The organism is Bradyrhizobium diazoefficiens, assembly GCF_016616885.1.
GTDB lineage: Bacteria > Pseudomonadota > Alphaproteobacteria > Rhizobiales > Xanthobacteraceae > Bradyrhizobium > Bradyrhizobium diazoefficiens_F.
Map to the genome: position 1 here is coordinate 6,286,514 of NZ_CP067102.1, position 17,146 is coordinate 6,303,659.

The 17,146-nt window shown below is 64.2% G+C and carries 17 protein-coding genes; 4 read left to right on the forward strand and 13 right to left on the reverse strand.

The window, feature by feature from the left end:
• Window positions 1-2: 2 nt before the first annotated feature.
• The 5 genes from JJC00_RS29210 to JJC00_RS29230 form a co-directional block, all read right to left on the reverse strand.
• On the reverse strand, window positions 3-707 hold the full coding sequence (locus tag JJC00_RS29210; protein WP_200469285.1) for an ABC transporter ATP-binding protein: 705 nt from the start codon (window positions 705-707) through the stop codon (window positions 3-5).
• The gene (locus tag JJC00_RS29215) at window positions 707-1,477 is read right to left on the reverse strand and encodes an ABC transporter ATP-binding protein (RefSeq protein ID WP_200469286.1); all 771 of its coding nucleotides are present in this window, start codon (window positions 1,475-1,477) and stop codon (window positions 707-709) included. The genes JJC00_RS29210 and JJC00_RS29215 overlap by 1 nt, the downstream gene beginning before the upstream one ends.
• A gap of 15 nt (window positions 1,478-1,492) precedes the next feature.
• On the reverse strand, window positions 1,493-2,803 hold the full coding sequence (locus JJC00_RS29220) for an ABC transporter substrate-binding protein (RefSeq protein WP_200469287.1): 1,311 nt from the start codon (window positions 2,801-2,803) through the stop codon (window positions 1,493-1,495).
• Window positions 2,804-2,897: 94 nt separating this feature from the next.
• Window positions 2,898-3,602, reverse strand: a complete 705-nt coding sequence (locus JJC00_RS29225; RefSeq protein ID WP_200469288.1) for an NUDIX hydrolase — start codon at window positions 3,600-3,602, stop codon at window positions 2,898-2,900.
• Between the two features lie 29 nt (window positions 3,603-3,631).
• Window positions 3,632-4,657, reverse strand: coding sequence for an ABC transporter substrate-binding protein (locus JJC00_RS29230; protein ID WP_200469289.1), 1,026 nt, complete (start codon window positions 4,655-4,657; stop codon window positions 3,632-3,634).
• Between the two features lie 140 nt (window positions 4,658-4,797).
• Here JJC00_RS29230 and JJC00_RS29235 point away from each other — a divergent pair, with 140 nt between their 5' ends.
• Window positions 4,798-5,247, forward strand: a complete 450-nt coding sequence (locus tag JJC00_RS29235) for a cupin domain-containing protein (RefSeq protein WP_200469290.1) — start codon at window positions 4,798-4,800, stop codon at window positions 5,245-5,247.
• A 44-nt stretch (window positions 5,248-5,291) separates the two neighbouring features.
• On the opposite strand, the gene JJC00_RS29240 is transcribed toward JJC00_RS29235, so the two are convergent.
• The 3 genes from JJC00_RS29240 to JJC00_RS29250 all read right to left on the reverse strand — a co-directional run bounded on the left by JJC00_RS29240 (window position 5,292) and on the right by JJC00_RS29250 (window position 8,188).
• Window positions 5,292-6,077: an ABC transporter permease gene (locus JJC00_RS29240; protein ID WP_200469291.1), complete on the reverse strand. Its 786-nt coding sequence runs from the start codon at window positions 6,075-6,077 to the stop codon at window positions 5,292-5,294.
• Window positions 6,077-6,895: an ABC transporter ATP-binding protein gene (locus JJC00_RS29245; protein WP_200469292.1), complete on the reverse strand. Its 819-nt coding sequence runs from the start codon at window positions 6,893-6,895 to the stop codon at window positions 6,077-6,079. The genes JJC00_RS29240 and JJC00_RS29245 overlap by 1 nt, the downstream gene beginning before the upstream one ends.
• 105 nt (window positions 6,896-7,000) lie before the next feature.
• Window positions 7,001-8,188 carry an IS481 family transposase gene (locus JJC00_RS29250; protein WP_200469293.1) on the reverse strand — a complete coding sequence of 396 codons (1,188 nt, stop codon included), beginning with the start codon at window positions 8,186-8,188 and terminating at the stop codon, window positions 7,001-7,003.
• 113 nt (window positions 8,189-8,301) lie between these two features.
• On the opposite strand from JJC00_RS29250, the gene JJC00_RS29255 reads away from it, so the two are divergent.
• Both JJC00_RS29255 and JJC00_RS29260 read left to right on the forward strand, forming a co-directional pair.
• Window positions 8,302-9,084 (forward strand): ATP-binding cassette domain-containing protein, encoded by a 783-nt coding sequence (locus JJC00_RS29255; RefSeq protein ID WP_200469294.1) that lies wholly within the window; start codon window positions 8,302-8,304, stop codon window positions 9,082-9,084.
• A complete protein-coding gene (locus JJC00_RS29260) occupies window positions 9,081-10,634 on the forward strand; it encodes a glycine betaine ABC transporter substrate-binding protein (protein ID WP_200469295.1) in 1,554 nt (517 codons plus the stop codon). Before JJC00_RS29255 ends, JJC00_RS29260 begins: the two co-directional genes overlap by 4 nt.
• Before the next feature lie 5 nt (window positions 10,635-10,639).
• Here JJC00_RS29260 and JJC00_RS29265 read toward each other — a convergent pair whose 3' ends face one another.
• Together JJC00_RS29265 and JJC00_RS29270 are read right to left on the reverse strand one after the other, a co-directional pair.
• Complete coding sequence (locus tag JJC00_RS29265; RefSeq protein WP_200469296.1) at window positions 10,640-12,352, reverse strand: sulfatase-like hydrolase/transferase; 1,713 nt, start codon at window positions 12,350-12,352, stop codon at window positions 10,640-10,642.
• Between the two features lie 188 nt (window positions 12,353-12,540).
• Window positions 12,541-13,110, reverse strand: coding sequence for a TetR/AcrR family transcriptional regulator (locus tag JJC00_RS29270; RefSeq protein ID WP_246773961.1), 570 nt, complete (start codon window positions 13,108-13,110; stop codon window positions 12,541-12,543).
• A 235-nt stretch (window positions 13,111-13,345) separates the two neighbouring features.
• Between JJC00_RS29270 and JJC00_RS29275 the strand changes: the two genes are divergently transcribed.
• Window positions 13,346-13,966, forward strand: coding sequence for a ferric reductase-like transmembrane domain-containing protein (locus JJC00_RS29275; RefSeq protein ID WP_200469298.1), 621 nt, complete (start codon window positions 13,346-13,348; stop codon window positions 13,964-13,966).
• Between the two features lie 7 nt (window positions 13,967-13,973).
• Here the strand turns inward: JJC00_RS29275 and JJC00_RS29280 are convergent, their stop codons facing one another.
• The 3 genes from JJC00_RS29280 to JJC00_RS29290 form a co-directional block, all read right to left on the reverse strand.
• Window positions 13,974-14,825 carry an SDR family oxidoreductase gene (locus JJC00_RS29280; RefSeq protein WP_200469299.1) on the reverse strand — a complete coding sequence of 284 codons (852 nt, stop codon included), beginning with the start codon at window positions 14,823-14,825 and terminating at the stop codon, window positions 13,974-13,976.
• A 565-nt stretch (window positions 14,826-15,390) separates the two neighbouring features.
• Complete coding sequence (gene ilvC, locus JJC00_RS29285) at window positions 15,391-16,410, reverse strand: ketol-acid reductoisomerase (RefSeq protein WP_200469300.1); 1,020 nt, start codon at window positions 16,408-16,410, stop codon at window positions 15,391-15,393.
• Window positions 16,411-16,542: 132 nt separating this feature from the next.
• Complete coding sequence (locus JJC00_RS29290; RefSeq protein WP_200469301.1) at window positions 16,543-17,145, reverse strand: LysE family translocator; 603 nt, start codon at window positions 17,143-17,145, stop codon at window positions 16,543-16,545.
• Between the last annotated feature and the right edge of the window lies 1 nt (window position 17,146).

Here is a 17,146-nt window from a genome sequence, read left to right on the forward strand (position 1 = left end):
CCTCACACCCCGAGATACGCTTCCTTGACCGTGTCGCTCGCCAGCATCTCGGCCGAGGTGCCCGAGGCGCGGATCGTGCCGGCCTCGATCAGGTAGGCCCGGTCGACCACGCGCAGCACCTGCTGCACGTTCTGCTCGACGATCAGCACCGTCAGCCCGCTGGCGCGGATCCGCTTCACCAGTTCGAACACCTGCTGCACCACGACCGGCGCCAGCCCCGCCGAGGGCTCGTCGAGCAGCAGAAGCTTTGGATTGGACATCAGCGCGCGGCCGATCGCGCACATCTGCTGCTCGCCGCCGGACATCGTGCCGGCCATCTGATGACGGCGCTCCCTCAGCCGCGGAAACAGGTCGAACACGACCTCCAGCCGCTCGGCATAGCGGGCGCGCGCCTCCCTCATGAAGGCGCCCATCTTGAGATTGCCGTCGACCGAGAGCTGCGGAAACAGCCGCCGGTTCTCCGGCACATGCGCAATCCCGAGGCTGACGATCTTGTGCGGCGGCGTCGCCAGGACGTCGACGCCCTCCATCGCGATCGACCCGCGCGAGGGACGGATCAGGCCGGAGATGACGCGCATCAGCGTGGTCTTGCCGGCGCCGTTCGGGCCGATGACGCCGACGGCCTCGCCTGCCTTGACATCGAGATTGACGTCGAACAGCGCCTGAAAGGTGCCATAGCCGGCGTTGACGCCACGAAGCTCCAGCATCAATGGTCTCCCGCGCGGCGACGCGCTTCGGCGGCCGCAGCCTGCGTGGTCGCGGCATCGGTGCCGAGATAGACCTCGATGACACGCGGATCGCCGGCAACCGCGCTCGGCAGCCCTTCCGAGATTTTTTCGCCATGATCGAGCACCATGACGCGGTCGACGACGCGCATCAAGACGCCCATGATGTGCTCGACCCAGATGATGGTGATACCGAGCTCGTCGCGGATGTTGCGCAACATGTCGGCGGCCTGGCCCATCTCGGCCTCGTCGAGGCCGCCGAGGCTCTCGTCGGCGAGAAGAAGCTTTGGCGCAGTGGCGAGCGCTTTCGCAAGCTCGAGCTTCTTCAAGCCGGCCGCGCCAAGCCCGTCGACGCTGGCGTGGCGATCGGTCGGCAAGCCCACCATGGCAAGCGAACGCTCGGCCGCCTCCTCGGCCTCGACGCGGCTATGGCGGCCCTGGCCGTAGAAGCCGGCAAGTGCGACGTTCTCGAAAATGGAGAGGCGGCGAAACGGCCGCGGAATCTGGAAGGTGCGGCCGATGCCGCGGTTGATGATCCGGTGCGGCGCCAGCCCCGCGATCTCCGAGCCATCGAACAGGATCGACCCGGAGCTTGGCGCCAGCGTGCCGGAGAGCATGTTGAAGATCGTGCTCTTGCCCGAGCCGTTGGGGCCGATCAGGCCGAGGATCTCGCCCTGATCGACTTTGAACGACACGTTGTTGACGGCGCTGAAGCCGCCAAACCGCTTCACCAGTCCGCTGACCTCCAGCACCGCCCCGCTCCGCTGCTACTGGTTGCTATAGGTGGTGCCCTTTGGCAGTGGCAGCACGGCTTCGCGCTGCGCCTGGCTCTTGGGCCACACGACCGAGGACTTGTCGTCGATGTACTGGATCACGACCGGGAACGAGCGCTCGTTCTGGCCCGCCATCGGCGTGCCCTCGCCATAGAACTTGACCCCGAAGCCAAGCATGGTGCCGCCCTCGGGGATGTCGGTATCGAGCGCGGCCTTGCGCAGCGCCTCTGGATCGACCCCGCCATACTTCTTGATCGCACGTGGCAGGACATCATCCATGAACACGTAGGTGTTGGACGCGCCGATGCCGACGTGAGCGGAGCGGATGGCAACGCCCGGCCTGATCTTGTCGAACTCCTCGCCGACCATCTTGATGACGGGCGCAAGCTTCGGGTTCATGGTCTTTGGGTTGGCGAGCCAGATCGAGATCGGGTCGGTATTGAAGATGTAGCTCGCGTCGGCGCCCATCCCTTCCTTCAGCTTCTCGTAGACGCCGTAGCCAGCGCCATGGCCGACCAGGGCTGCAAACTTCAGGCCCTGCTCGCGCGCCTGCCGCAGCAACAGCGTGATATCGGGGTTGTAGCCGGTGTGGAAAACGACGTCGGGCTTGGCACGCTTCAGCTTGGTCACCAGCGCGGAGAGATCCGGCGCGGTCGCCGAATAGCCCTCCTTCAGCACGATGTTGAAGCCGGCCTTCTTCGCGCCGGCCTCGTTGCCCTTGGAGACGTCGACGCCATAGGAGCCGTCCTCATGGATGATGGCGACGCGGAGGTCCTTCGGCTCCTTGCCGAGCTTTGACTGGGCATTCTGCGCGATGAAATCCATCGTCATTGCGCCGAACTGATCGCCGCTCGCCTGCGGGCGAAAGACGTACTTGTAGTTCTTGTCGGCGAACACGGCGGACGAGATGCAGGTCGTCATCCACATGAACTTCTTGAGCTGCTCGACGCGGGCGGCAACCGGCACGCATTGGGCCGAGGAGAAGAAGCCGAGTACCATGTCGACCTTCTCCTGCTCGAGCAGGCGGACGGATTCGTTGATGGCGATGTCGGGCTTGCTCTGCGCGTCGGCGTAGACCGCCTCGACCTTGTAGCCCTCGACGCCGGTCTTGCTGAAATGGTCGAGGATGATCTTGGTGCCGAGATATTCGAGCTCGGAGCCGCCACCCGCGAGTGGGCCGGTCAGATCGAAAATCACGCCGATCTTGATCTTCTTCTCTTGAGCCTGAACCGAAACGGTCAAGCCCATCGCTGCAATCGCGATCAATAGCCCATGTACCAAGCGGACAGCCATGCGCAGGCGCATCTAAACCTCCCTGGACGATTGTGCATTGCGATTTTTTGTTTTTGCTTTTTCGCCCATCACATGGGCTGGGGCGCACGATGTCAAGCCTCGCGCGTCAGCGCGAGGCGAACTGCTGCGCGATGAAGGCCGTGACAAATCGCGGCATGGCCGGCATGAGATCATCCATTCCGCGCACGAGATGGATGGCCGAAAGCTCCGGCTCGTCCTGGCGAGCCAGATTGGCTTCGATCCGCGCGCGGGCCGCCTCACCCGGCATATCCAGGTCGAGGATCCGGATCATTGCAAGTGCGCTGCCGGTGACGACACAGTGCCAGTCCGCCTCCGCCGAATAATCGGCAGGCAACAGGCCGGTCTCCTCCTCGAGTTCGCGGACGACGCTGCCGGGAATGTCGAGCGTGCCGTCCCTGACATCGTCGAGATCGGGCGTACCCGACGCGAAGTAGATGCGCCCCGCATTGGCGGTGTGATGGGCCATCTCGCCCATCACGAAGGCGCCATCGGAGGTGCGCAGCGCGCCCATGCCGAACCCGTTGAATACGGCCGGATCGGGAAAGCCCCAGTCGCGCCAGGCGAGGAAGCTGGCGAAATCCGTCTCGAAATAGGTCGCAGCAAGATGACCGTCGGTGAAGACGGCATCGCGCCCGAGCAAGACCCGGCCGTTCCAGATTTTCGGCCGCGCGCGTTGCTGCTCGGCGAAATGCGCCTCGATCTCGGCGCGCCGCTCCTCGGCGAACAGCCAGACGGCGGGACGCACGGCAAGTTCAAGCGTCGTGACGCGATGAATGGTTGGTGATGTCATGGGGCCTGATTACCAAGCCTTCGCGTCAGTTATTTGGCGCTCCCCGTGGTCTTCTTGGCCTGGTCGACAAACTTGTTGGTAAAAGTCTTGCTGACGTCGATCTTGGCGTTGGCCACCTCCGGCGAACCGACGCTGAACACAGCCAGCACGGCGTCCGCGCCCTTCGGGTCCATCTTGCCGGTCTCGGAGAACATCGGGATCGTGTTCTTCAGCGCGGCGAGATAAAGGTCCTTGTTCTTGCCAACCATCTCGTCCGGCATCTTGGCCATGATCTCTTCGGGCGAATGTGAGTGAATCCAGGCGATCGTGGCCAGCATCGCGTTGGTCAGCGCCTGCGTCTCCTTCTCGTGACCGTTGATCCAGGCCACGGTCGAGTACAGCGCACCGCCCGGATATTCACCGCCGAACGTCTCGAGCGTGTCCTTCTGGGTGCGGGTGTCGCTGAGGATGCGCAAATCCTTGTGGCTGCCCTGAAGCACGGTGACGGAGGGATCGAGCATCACCGCGGCATCGATCTGCCCCTGCTCCATTGCCGCCACCGCCGTGGCGCCGAGGCCGACACCGATCACGGCGGTGTTGGCGGGATCAACCCCGTTCTTCTTCAGGAGATATTTCAGGAAGAAGTCGGTGGAGGAGCCGGGCGCGCTGACGCCGACCTTCTTGCCGGCGAGGTCCTTGACCGACTTGATGTCCGCCGAGTGCGAGGGAGTGACCACCAGCACGAGGCCGGGATAACGGTCATAGACCACGAAAGCCTGCAGCTCCTGCTTCTTGGCCGCCAGGTTGACGCAATGGTCGAAATAGCCGGAAACCACGTCGGCGCTGCCGCCGAGCACGGCCTTGAGTGCGTCCGAGCCGCCCTTGAGGTCGACCAGATCGACATTGAGGCCGGCCTTCTCGTATTCGCCGAGTTGCTTCGCCAGCACGGTCGGCAGATAGCACAGGCAGGCTCCGCCGCCGACCGCGATGGTCACCTTGCTTTGCGCTGCGGCAAGCGAGGTGCTGAGCGTCAGCGCGAGCAGCGCGCCGGCGAGCCTGGCAATCGTGTTCTTCATTGGTTTCCTCCGTTCGGCTGGCGGCACCATAGAGCAGCGGGACTGGCTTGAGAAGCACCGCTTAAGCGGCACTGGCCATTTGGCCTTTCGGCGCAATAGCATGCGCCCACAACAACAAACTTTGATGGGGAGGATCATCCATGAATCGCCTTGCAGCCGCGCTGTCGCTCACCGCTGCCTTTGTCGCGGGATGCGGCGCAACCCACCTGCTGCGGCCGGCGCTGGCCGCCGAGAGCATCACCCCGCAAATCATCCATACCAGTGAGATGGAAGGCGACGCGCTGGGGGACGCCAACAAGGTCGGCTACCGCTCCAAGACGTTCATGGTTGCCGATGGTGCCACCGTCTCGATCCAGGTCGGCAACGTGCCCAAGCACATGCACCCCAACACCAACGAGATCCAGTACATCCTGGAGGGCACCGGGACGATCTGGTTCGGCGACAAGGAGGTGACGGTGAAACCGGGCGACCTCGTCATCATCCCCAAGGGCACGGCGCATGGCGGCACCAAGCCGATCAGCGGTCAGGTCAAGGCGATCGCGATCAAGACGCCGCCGCAAGCGCCCGACGACGTCAAGCTGCTTGATTGAGCATTTGCGGTCGGGCTCGCGCAGATGCGCGGTCCCGTTTTGCGTTAACCGCGCCCATCCACGGTTGGCCGCCAGACGAGTAGCCTCCGCTCCACCAACGTCACCCCGAAGTCGATCAGGATGACGAAGGCCGACAGCACGAACATGCCGGCGAACACGCCGGCGACGTCGAATATGCCTTCGGCCTGCTGGATCAGATAGCCGAGGCCTGCCGCCGATCCCAGATATTCGCCGACGACGGCGCCGACAACAGCGAAACCCACAGACGTGTGCAGTGAGGAAAACATCCACGACAGCGCCGACGGCCAATAGACGTGCCGCATCAACTGCCCCTCGCTCATGCCGAGCATGCGGCCATTGTCGAGCACGGTGCGGCTGACCTCCTTGACGCCTTGGTAGACGTTGAAGAACACGATGAAGAACACCAGCGTCACGCCGAGCGCGACCTTGGACCAGATGCCGAGCCCGAGCCACAGCGCGAAGATCGGCGCCAGCACGACGCGCGGCAGTGCGTTGGCCATCTTCACGTAGGGGTCGAACACCGCGGCAACCAGCGGCTGCCGCGCAAACCAGAAGCCGACCAGCACACCGGCAACCGAGCCGATCACGAAGGCGAGAATGGATTCCCAGAGCGTGATTGCGAGATGCTTCCAGATCACGCCACTCGCGAACCACTTCACGATCTGGCTGAACACATCGACGGGATTGGAGAAGAAGAATGGCGGCAGCAGGATTTTTCCGAACACCGGCACGGTCGAAAGCAGCTGCCACAACACGATGCAGACGACGGCGACCAGGACTTGCAGCGCAAGCAGCGTGACGCGCGACATCAGACCGCCTCCGCCGCGTGGGTGGATTGCGCGTAGCCCTTCATCACCTCGTCCTTGAGCACGCTCCAGATCTCGCGATGCAGCGCATGGAACTCCTTGTCCATCCGCACCTCGAAAATGTCGCGCGGGCGCGGCAACGTCACGCGCCAGTCGCCGATGATGCGCGAGGACGGCCCGGCCGACATGATCACGACGCGGTCGGCGAGCGCGATCGCCTCTTCGAGATCATGGGTCACGAACAGCACGGCCTTGCGATCGGCATTCCACAAGTCGAGCAGCAAATTGCCCATCACCTGGCGGGTTTGTGCATCCAGCGGCCCGAAAGGCTCGTCCATCAGCAGGATCTTTGGGTCGCGGATCAGAACCTGCGCCAGCGCCACGCGCTTGCGCTGGCCGCCGGAGAGCATGTGCGGATAGCGGCCCGCAAAGGCGCCAAGCCCGACGGAGGTCAGCCATTTCTGCGCCAGCGGGAGCGCCTCGCTGCGCGGCGTACCCTTGATCTCGAGCCCGATCGCGACATTGTCGAGCGCGGTCTTCCAGGGGAACAGCGCGTCGGCCTGGAACAGATAGCCGGCGTCCCGGTTCAGCCCCGCAAGCGGCCGATCGAAAATCTTGACGCTGCCGGCGGCCGGCTTGAGCAGCCCGGCTGCGACGTTGAGCAGCGTGGATTTTCCGCAGCCGGTCGGGCCGACAATGGCGACGAACTCGCCCTGTGCGACCGTCAGATGGGCCTTCTCCACCGCCGTATAGACCCGCCCGTCCCCTAACCGGAACGCAACCTTGGCATCTTCCAGCGCCACTGCCGTGGGCGTAGTCATGTGTTTCCTCCGAACCCTGGCGATGCCTTAGCCGCTCACGCGGCCAAGTTCAATCAACCGGCCAAGCGTGCTACGCATGAGGCCCGACCACCCCCCTCCCCCTGTTCAGACCGGGGACATGGTGGACGGGTGTTCGGAGACATCGTGGACACTTTCGAGCCTGCCGTCGAGAGGCCGAATATCGACGGTTGCAATTGTCTGGGTTCGGAAGACGACGTCGAAGAGGCCGTCCTGTGTGGTTGGCCGGAAGGCGATCGCCTTTCCGCGGAAGGCCTTGGGGACTTTGATGGCACGGCCGAGGAAGCTGACGTGACCACCCTGCTGGACGCGGCGCACGATGTCGCCCGGGGCGTATTCGAAGGGCGCGATGGTCTCGACATAGGCGCGCTGGCTCGGCTGATAGCGGCTGGCCGGGACGGCCAGCTCGATAGCCTCGTGTGGTCGCTGCGTGTTGTAGACGTTGCGCCAGTGCTCGAAGGCGCGCGCGGCGGCGGCGAGATCGGCGAAGGGCGGAGCGGACAGCACTTCGGCCTTGAGGCTGCGGTGGAAGCGTTCGTCCTTGCCCATGGTCTGCGGATGATAGGGCCGCGAATGGCTGATCCTGATGCCAAGCTCGATCAGCCAGACGCCGAGCGGGGTGAACGGGCTGCCCGGGCCATCGCCCCAGGGCGAACCGTTGTCGGTAATCAGCCTCTCGGGCAGGCCGTAGCGGCGGAATGCGGTGATGAGTTGCTGCTGGACCGTTTCGGTCTGCTCGTTGGCGCAAGCCGCAAGCACCACGGAAAAGCGCGAGTGATCGTCGAGCACGGTCAGCGGATGAAGCCGGCCGGCGTGCATGGCCACATGGCCCTTGAAGTCCATCTGCCACAACTCGTTCGGCCGCCCGCGCTCGAAGCGGGTGAAGGGGGCCTGACCACCGCCGAATGTGCCGAGCTCGATACCATGCCGCTTCAGGATGGCCGTCACCGTGGAGGGCGCCGGAACTTCATCGTGGCCGAGATCCTTCAGCCGCCTGGCAATCTTGCGGCCGCCCCAGGCCGGATGCTCCGTGCGGACCGAAAGCACCGCATCCTCTGTCGCCGCAACGCTGCGCAGCGGCGAATGCTGCGGCCGCCGCGACTGCTCCTGAAGCCCCGTCGTCCCGCTTGTCCGCCAACGCTCCAACCACTTGTAGCCCGTCGTCGGACTGATCCCGAACCGACGGCACAATTGCCGAACGTTGGCTCCCTCTGCCGAGGCCAACATCACAAACTCCAATCTCGCGTCCATCCGAGACACCTCGCGGAACGGCATCCGACAGCCTCCTTGATTCGCTGTCGAAAGTGTCCACGATGTCTCCGAACACCCGTCCACCATGTCCCCGGTCTGAACACCCCCGGAGGGCAAGCGAGCTGAGTGCACGTCTGATGCCTTCCAGGCCGATGATTGGCTATACGCACGTCTCCAAGAGCTTCGGCCCCCTCAGGGCCGTCGACGATGTGTCGCTCGATATCGCCGAGGGCGAGTTTCTGGCGATCGTCGGCGGCTCGGGCTCGGGCAAGACGACACTGCTACGGCTTGCCAACCGGCTGATCGAGGCCGATGGCGGCACCATCACGGTCGAGGGCGAGGACGTCCAGAACGTCGATCCGGTCGCTCTACGGCGCCGGATCGGCTATGTCTTCCAGAGCGGCGGGCTGTTTCCGCACTTGAGCGTCGCCGACAATATCGGGATCACGCCAAAGCTGCTCGGCCAGCCTACGGCCGACATTGCCGCGCGCGTCGACGAGCTCATCGAGCTGGTGCAGCTCGACCGCGCCTCCCATCGTGAAAGGCTGCCGGAGGCACTCTCGGGCGGGCAGCGCCAGCGCGTCGGCGTGGCGCGGGCGCTGGCAGCAAAGCCCCGCATCGTGCTGATGGACGAGCCGTTCGGCGCGCTCGATCCCCTCACGCGCGACGCCCTCGGCGATGACTATCGCTCGTTGCACCGCAAGCTCGGCCTGACCACCGTGATGATCACGCACGACATGACAGAGGCGATTTTGCTCGCTGACCGCATCGCGGTGATGCGCGGCGGCAAACTGCTCGCGCAGGGTACGCCTTCGGAGCTCTCGACGAGCAGCGATGCCTATGTGCTGGAGCTGCTTCGCACGCCTCGGCGCCAGGTCGAGCGGCTGAACGCGCTGCTACCACAGAGCGGTGCCGCATGATAACCGATCCACGCTGGGGCGAGGCGCTGTCGCATCTGCCCGACTATCTCGGCAATCATGTACGGGTGAGCCTCGCCGCGCTCGCGCTCGGCCTGATCGTCAGCCTGCCGCTCGCAATCCTCACACGCAACCGCCCGGCGCCGCGCGCCGTCCTGCTCGCGCTCGCCAGCATCGTGCAGACCGTGCCGGGGCTGGCGCTGCTCGCGCTGTTCTATCCACTGCTGCTGCTCGCCGCGTCCGTGACGCTAAAATGGTTCGGCGTCTCCTTCTCCGCATTCGGATTCCTGCCGGCAATGCTGGCGCTGGCGCTCTACTCGATGCTGCCGGTGCTGCGCAACGGCATCACCGGGCTCAACGGCATCGACCCCGCGCTGATCGAAGCCGCGAAAGGCGCCGGCATGACGGAGCGGCAGTCGCTGATCATGGTCGAGCTTCCGCTGGCACTGCCGGTGATGATGGCCGGCATCCGCACCGCCGCCGTGTGGGTGATCGGCACCGCGACGCTGTCGACGCCGATCGGTCAGACCAGCCTCGGCAATTACATTTTTGCGGGGCTTCAAACCCAGAACTGGGTGTTCGTGCTGTTCGGCTGCGTTGCCTCAGCCCTGCTCGCGCTCGCCGTCGATCAGCTGCTTGGCCTGATCGAGAGCGGCCTGCGCAATCGCAGCCGCATTGGCGCCGGGCTCGGTGCGATCGGGATCGCGGCACTGGTCGCGGCGACATTGGTACCGACGATGGGACGTTCGTCGTCCGGCTATGTGGTCGGTGCAAAAACCTTCGCCGAGCAATACGTGCTCTCGGCCCTGCTGAGGGACCGCCTCCAGGCAGCCGGCCTCTCCGCCACGGCGCGGTCGGGTCTCGGCTCGAGCGTGATCTTCGAGGCGTTGAAGGCGGGCGACATCGATCTCTATGTCGACTATTCCGGTACGCTCTGGGCCAACCAGTTGCACCGCCCCGACATCAAGCCACGCGCGGAGCTGGTGGCAGATTTGAAGACGGCGCTCGCGAAGGACAATATCACGCTGCTCGGCGAGCTCGGCTTCGAGAATGCCTATGCGCTGGTGATGCCGAAGAAGCGCGCCGACGCGCTCGGCATCCGCACCATCGCCGATCTCGCCGCGCATGCATCGACGATGTCGATTGCTGGCGACTACGAATTCTTCTCGCGGCCGGAATGGGCGGCGCTGCGGCAAGCCTATGGTCTTCAGTTCAGCGCGCAGCGCCAGATGCAGCCGGATTTCATGTATGCGGCGGTGGCCAGCGGCGAGGTCGACGTGATCGCCGGCTACACCAGCGACGGGCTGATCGCGAAATACGATCTGATGGCGCTCGACGATCCCAAGCACGCGATCCCGCCTTACGACGCGATCCTGCTGCTGGCCCCGAAGCGCGTCGGCGACGAGCGGCTCAAGGCGGCGCTGAGCCCACTGCTCGGCAAGATCGACATCGCCACCATGCGCGAGGCGAATTTGCGCGCGAGCGGCAACGATGCGACTTCATCGCCGGATGTGGTGGCAAAGTGGCTGTGGGAGAAGCTGGGCAAACAGTAGGCCAACTACAGCCCGTGGATCATCCCTGCATCGATCAGCAGCCGGTTCAGCCGCCGCGCTTCGGCGCCGTCCTTGCAGCCGTAGAAGATGCCCTTGCAGCGGAGCATGATCTGCTTCTGCTCCGCAAAGGACGGATCGAGCGGGATGCCGGCTGCTTCCTGGATCACCAGCGGCAGATACGGACCGTCTATCGTGTCCATCACAGCGTCGCTTTTCACCGGCTCGAAATTGACGGCGTCGATCGCGTAATAGGTCGCGTAGAGACGCGGATCGTAGGCGTCGAGCTTCTTGCCGATCGCGCCTTCGTCGAGCCCGGGCTCGAGCAGATTGGGCGCAAATTCAGGCTGGTGATCGCCGTAGCGCACGATCAGGAAGGGCTCGCCCGGAAAACTCTTCTTCAAGCCCGCGACGAAGGCCTTGTATTGCTCGGCGCTCATCGCCTGCCGGCGCAGATATTCGTCGATGGACGGCGCATTGCCCGGCGCACGCCAGTTCGGCACCAAATCGGGGCGGAAGCGCGTCTCCCAGGGGAAATGATTGGCGCCGAGATAGATGAAGCTGAACAGCGGCTTGTTCGGCGTCCGCTCGCCCATCAACCGCAGCGCCTTGTCGTAGAAGAAGCTGTCGGGCTCGACGTCCTTCGCGCCGAGATCCCCGGAGTCGAGGAAGCGCTCGACACCGGTCGTCACCTGAAAGCTGCGCGCGGCCATGAAGCCGCCATAGGCGGGGTAGAGCGATAGGGTGTCGTAGCCGCAACGGCGCAGCGCCAGCGGCAGGCCGCGCTCGACGCGGCCCGAGGCAATGCGCGTCACGAAATAGGCGAAGCGGCCGAACGAGCGCGAGGAGAGACCCGCAAGCACGTTGTATTCGGTGAACCAGCTCGGCCCGCCATTGCTCTCGGCCAGGAATGTGCGCTCCTTGCCGTCCCAGGACTTGAAGTGGCCGCCATAACCCGGCGGCACCTTGATGCCCTGTGCGGCGCGGATGTCAAAACTCGATTCATCATGGATCATGATGATATTCGGCCGCCGGCCGGCCGGATGGCAGGCGTCGACCAGTGGCATGTTGAGCCGCTCATCGGTCGAGGCGGCCGACTCCATGAAGCCGTACTGCGCGAAGTCGGAGACCGCCGTGACCCCGGAGCGGAAGAACTTCGAGAGATAGCCGTCGTCGTAATAGCCGCGCCAAGCTTCGTCCGGATGAGAGACGGAATAGCCGACCAACCCAGCAACACAGGCGAGCATGGCGGCGAATGCCGGCAGGCGGCGGATGCGGAACGGATCGAGCCACCACAGCGCATACATCAGCGGCAGCGTGACGAGGCCGGCCCCGATCACCGACCAGCGCAGGTTCGGAAAGATCGTGAACAGAAACGCGACGGTGTCGCGGTCGATCATCATCAGGTCGATGAAGTTGACCGTCATCTGAACGACGTCGTGCTTGAGCCGCGATAGCAGCACCAGCACTACGACCATGGTCAGCGACAGCGCGCCCGACAGTGCCGGCCGGCGCAACAGCGTGATCCAGAAGAAGTTGAGGATCCCCCAGGCGAACAGGAAGGACAGGCGGGAGCCGAAATCGGTCTCGGTCTCGTACATCAGCGCAAGCGCTGCGAAATGCGGCGCGGCAACCGCCAGCAGCCGCCAGATGCCGAGCGCGGCGACGCTCGCCAGGGCGGCGGTGGTGGCGGAAGGACCTGAATTGGGCGCGGGCGCCATCGACGATACGCAACAGCTGGTCCGGCGGGTGATGCCAAGCCGTCTGACCGGCCTGCGACGTTCGGCGCAGCCGGAAAGCCTGCACCGTGTCATAAAATTGTAATTGAACGGTCACGGACAAGCAACGCGCGCGGCGATCCGACCTTCGCTTAATGTTAGCGGGGGGCGAAGCGCCACCCCTGACGACGCTAAGCTGTCGCGATCCCGGCGATGAACAGATCGATCACCCCCTCCGCCATCCGCTCGATTTCGTCTTCCGCCACGCCCCAGCGCGGAAAATGACCGTCGAGGTTCATTCGGGCGAAGCCGTAGATCATGGCACGGCCGGCAATCAGGATGCGTTTGAGATCCGCCGATCGCAGCAGGCCCTGGTCGGCCGCGTCAGCCAGCATCCGCTCGGTCAGCGCGACCAATTCGGCATTGTCGCGCGTCAGCTCGGCCGAGCTGCCATGGGCGAAATAGCGCCCCGTGGAGATGATCTCGAAATGCGCGGGATTGCGCATCGCCCAGCGTACATAGGCGATACCGAAGGCGCGGAAGCGGGCCAGCGGGTCGGCGGGCGCAGCATCGCCCAGCGCGGCCTCGATCTCGACGCGAAAGCGCCGTTGCGCCTCCTCGGCCACCGCCACCATCAGCGCGTCGCGGTTGGGGAAGTGCCGGAACGGCGCCCCCGGCGACACCGCGGCCCGGCGGGCGGCCTCGCGTACGGAGACCTCGGCACCCTCAGCCGCCAGTTGCAGCGCAGCATCGATCAGCACCCGGCGGAGGTCGCCGTGATGATAGGGCCGGGCTTCGGACGTCTGGCGACGCGCGCGAGGCTTGGAGGTCTGAGACTTGGAGCCCCGGGGCTTGGAGCTCTGAGGCTTGGACGTCTGACGGGCAGGCATGGCGCCTTCTAGCATCACCCGAACGTGAATGTAAGCAGCGATTACACAATTGACGTTCTTGCCACACCGAAATGTAATCGCTGATTACATAATGAAGGAAACCACCATGTCGCCACGTCAAAGCTGGTTCGTAGGCTGGCGGCTGCTCGCCGCCCTCACGCTCTACCTGATCATCCTGAGCCTTTGGATTGCCTCGATGCGGCAGTTCGAGGTCGAGGGCGTGCGCATGGTGATCCGCTTCACGGCGCGCAGCTCGCTGCTGCTGTTCTGCCTGGCCTTCAGTGCCGCAGCGCTGGCACGGCTCTGGCCAAACGCCTGGACGCGCTGGCAGCGGCGCAACCGCCGCTATCTTGGTTTGAGCTTTGCCGCCTCACACGTCATCCATGCGGTAGCGATCGTCGTATTCGCGAAAATGGACCCGGCCGGCTTTGCCGGGGCCACCTCGCCGGCCTCCTACATCTTCGGCGGCATCGGCTATGCCGCGATCATCGCCATGAGCGCGACCTCGTTCGATCGCACGGCGGCGCTGGTCGGTCCCCGCACCTGGCGCGCACTGCATCGTGTTGGCGGCTATTACCTCTGGTTCCAGTTCATGGTGTCGTTCGGCAAGCGCGTGCCGGCCATGCCTGGCTACGCGGCGTTCCTTATTCCGCTGGTCGCCGTGATGGCGCTGCGGCTGATCGCGATGGCCGCCCACCCCCGCCAACGGACGGCCGAGGTGGGCTGAACGCCGATCAGCCCTGCGGCAGCAGCCCGAGCCGCTTGGCGATGATGCGGTCGACCGTGCGCTTGGGCAGCGCAGTGGTCATGAAGTGTCGAAGCCAGTCCGGCGTGATCTGGTAGCGCACCTTGGGATTTGCCGCCGTAAGCGCCTCGAAGACGACCTCGGCGATCCGCTCGGCCGGCAGCCCGGTCTCACCGAGCTTCATCATGAACGCCATGACCTTGTTGAGCGCCGGGAGATAGGGCGAGTTCTGGTAGACCGACAGGTCGAACTGCTCGGCCTTGCTCCAGATCGGCGTCTTCACCGCGCCGGGCGCGACGATGATGACGTCGATGCCGAACAGCATCAGCTCGCGGCGCAGGCTCTCTGACAGGCCTTCGATCGCATGCTTGGAGGTGCAATAGGGCGCCGACAGCGGATTGCCGTTCTTGCCGGCGACCGAGCTGATCATCACGATCCGCCCCTTTGGCCCTTTCAGCGACGGGTCAGCGCCGAGCAGCGGCCCGAACGCCTGCGTCGCGATTACCGGGCCGATGACGTTGATGTCCATCTGGCGGCGAAAATCATCCGCCGACAATTCGAGCACGGGGCCAGCGACGGCAACGCCGGCATTGTTGACGAGACCAGCGAGCGTCTCGCCGCCCAGCGCCTCGCGCACCTGGCGCGCGGCCGCCAGCACGGCGGCCTCGTCGGTGACGTCGAACAGCAACGGCGTGAAGTTTTGGCCGAACTCACCCGCCAGCCGGTCGGCATCGGCCTGCTTGCGGACGCTGCCAAAGACGCGATAGCCGCGTCCGATCAGAAATTTCGCAATGGCCCAGCCAATGCCGGTGGATGCGCCGGTGACGACGACAGATCGCATGGTCCTTCCCCCTTTTTGCCCCACGATCAGTGTAGAGGGAGGCCGCGCCAACGCAATGCCATCAGGTTCTCAAGCCGCGCACCGCCGATCCTTTTCGAGGCCGCACCGCGCTCCAAGAAGGCGCAGCAGGTGTCGGTTCTTAAGATGATGCAATGCGCGAATGCCGCAAACTGCGATTGATTGTACGCTGAGAGCGCGGATGAAAAGCCGAGTCCTAGACTCTGAGGACACAGCGCTTTTGGCGATTCCGAGTTCTGGAAAAGTCCTGAGAAACGACGCGTGCCCAAGAATGTGGTTTAAGCGTCAGTTCTTGGCTCTCAGAGAGCACTTGAACCCGCGAAGAATTTGAATGAAGCAGCAATGCTTCGCGCGAGATGAAAAGAGCGAGACCGCTGTTGCGATCTCGCTCAGATATAATCGCGAAGGTTTAAGATTTGGTTTGGCGAGCGAAGCTTTGCTTCACTCGCCATTCCGGGACGCGACGAAGTCGCGAACCCGGAATCCAGAGATCGTCGGTCGAGATTCCGGGTTGCGCTTCGCGCCCCCGGAAATGACGGCGTAGCCGTCAGTTCTTCGACTTGTCGACCAGCGCGCCCTTCTTGATCCAGGGCATCATGTCGCGCAGCTTGGCGCCGACTTCCTCGATCGGGTGCTGGGCGAGCTTGGCGCGGGTCGCCTTGAACGAGGTCTGGTTGACCTTGTTCTCGAGCATCCAGTCGCGGGCGAACTTGCCGCCCTGGATGTCGGCGAGAACGCGCTTCATCTCGGCCTTGGTCTCGGCGGTGACGATGCGCGGACCGGTGACGTACTCGCCGTACTCCGCGGTGTTGGAGATCGAGTAGTTCATGTTGGCGATGCCGCCTTCATAGATCAGGTCGACGATCAGTTTCACTTCGTGCAGACACTCGAAATAGGCCATCTCCGGGGCGTAGCCGGCTTCGACCAGGGTCTCGTAGCCGCCCTTGATCAGCTCGACCAGGCCGCCGCAGAGCACGACCTGCTCGCCGAACAGGTCGGTCTCGCACTCTTCCTTGAAGGTGGTCTCGATGATGCCGGCGCGGCCACCGCCGACAGCGGAGGCGTAGGACAAGCCGAGGTCATGGGCGTTGCCCGAGACGTCCTTGGCGATCGCGATCAGGCAGGGCACGCCACCGCCGCGCTGATACTCCGAACGCACGGTGTGGCCAGGGCCCTTCGGCGCGATCATCAGCACGTCGAGGTCGGCGCGCGGGTCGAGCAGGTTGAAGTGCACGTTGAGGCCGTGCGCGAACACGAGAGCAGCGCCCTTCTTCATGTTCTCGTGCAGATGCTCGCGATAGATGTCGCCCTGGAGCTCGTCCGGGGTCAGCATCATAACGAGGTCGGCCCATTTGGCGGCGTCAGCAACTTCCATCACCTTGAAGCCGGCGGCTTCCGCCTTCTTGACCGAGCCCGAGTCCTTGCGCAGCGCAATGGCGACTTCCTTGACGCCGGAGTCCTTGAGGTTGAGCGCATGGGCGTGGCCCTGGCTGCCATAGCCGACGATGGCGACCTTCTTGCCCTTGATCAGGTTCAGGTCGGCGTCGCGATCGTAATAAACACGCATAGTCGTTTCCTCGTTCAGGGCCAGAATCGGCCGATAGTCAGTGTCCGAAGGGTGAAATTTGCGAATTTCGGGGGCTGTCTAGAGCATTTCGGCCCCTTAGGGAAACCCGTTTCTGCATGGAAATCCGCCACATCATGCATCCATGAAAACGGGGTAGAGGGAGGCGAGCAGCAGGAGCGCCATCAGGATATTGAAGGCGCGGACCAGCCGCTCCGAGGTCAGCACCGGTCGTAGTGCAGTGCCGAAGAAAGCCCAGACCACGGTCGAGACCGTGCCGACCAAGAGGCTGATCAGGGTCTGGATCGCGATGTTGATCGGGAACTGGGCGATCGCCGCGTAAGCCGTGATGGTGCCGATCACGATCACCCAGCCCTTGGCGTTGATCCACTGGAACATGGCCGCGCCCCAGAAGGTCATCGGGCCGCGGCCGTCTCCCTTGCCCGGCTTGGTCGGGCCCGACATAGCGATTACGGCGGCAAGATAGATGAGGTAGGCCGCACCGGCATATTTCAGGATGGTCTGGAGAATCGGGTACGCCAGGAAGACGGTACCGAGCCCGAGACCGACGGCGGCGACCATGAAGGCGAAGCCGATGACGATGCCGGCGATGTGGGGAATGGTGCGCCGGAAGCCATAGGTCAGCCCCGAAGCCAACAGCATGATGTTGTTCGGCCCAGGGGTGAAGTACATCACCACCATGAAGGCGAGGAAGGCATAGAAGAGCGAGTGGGCCATA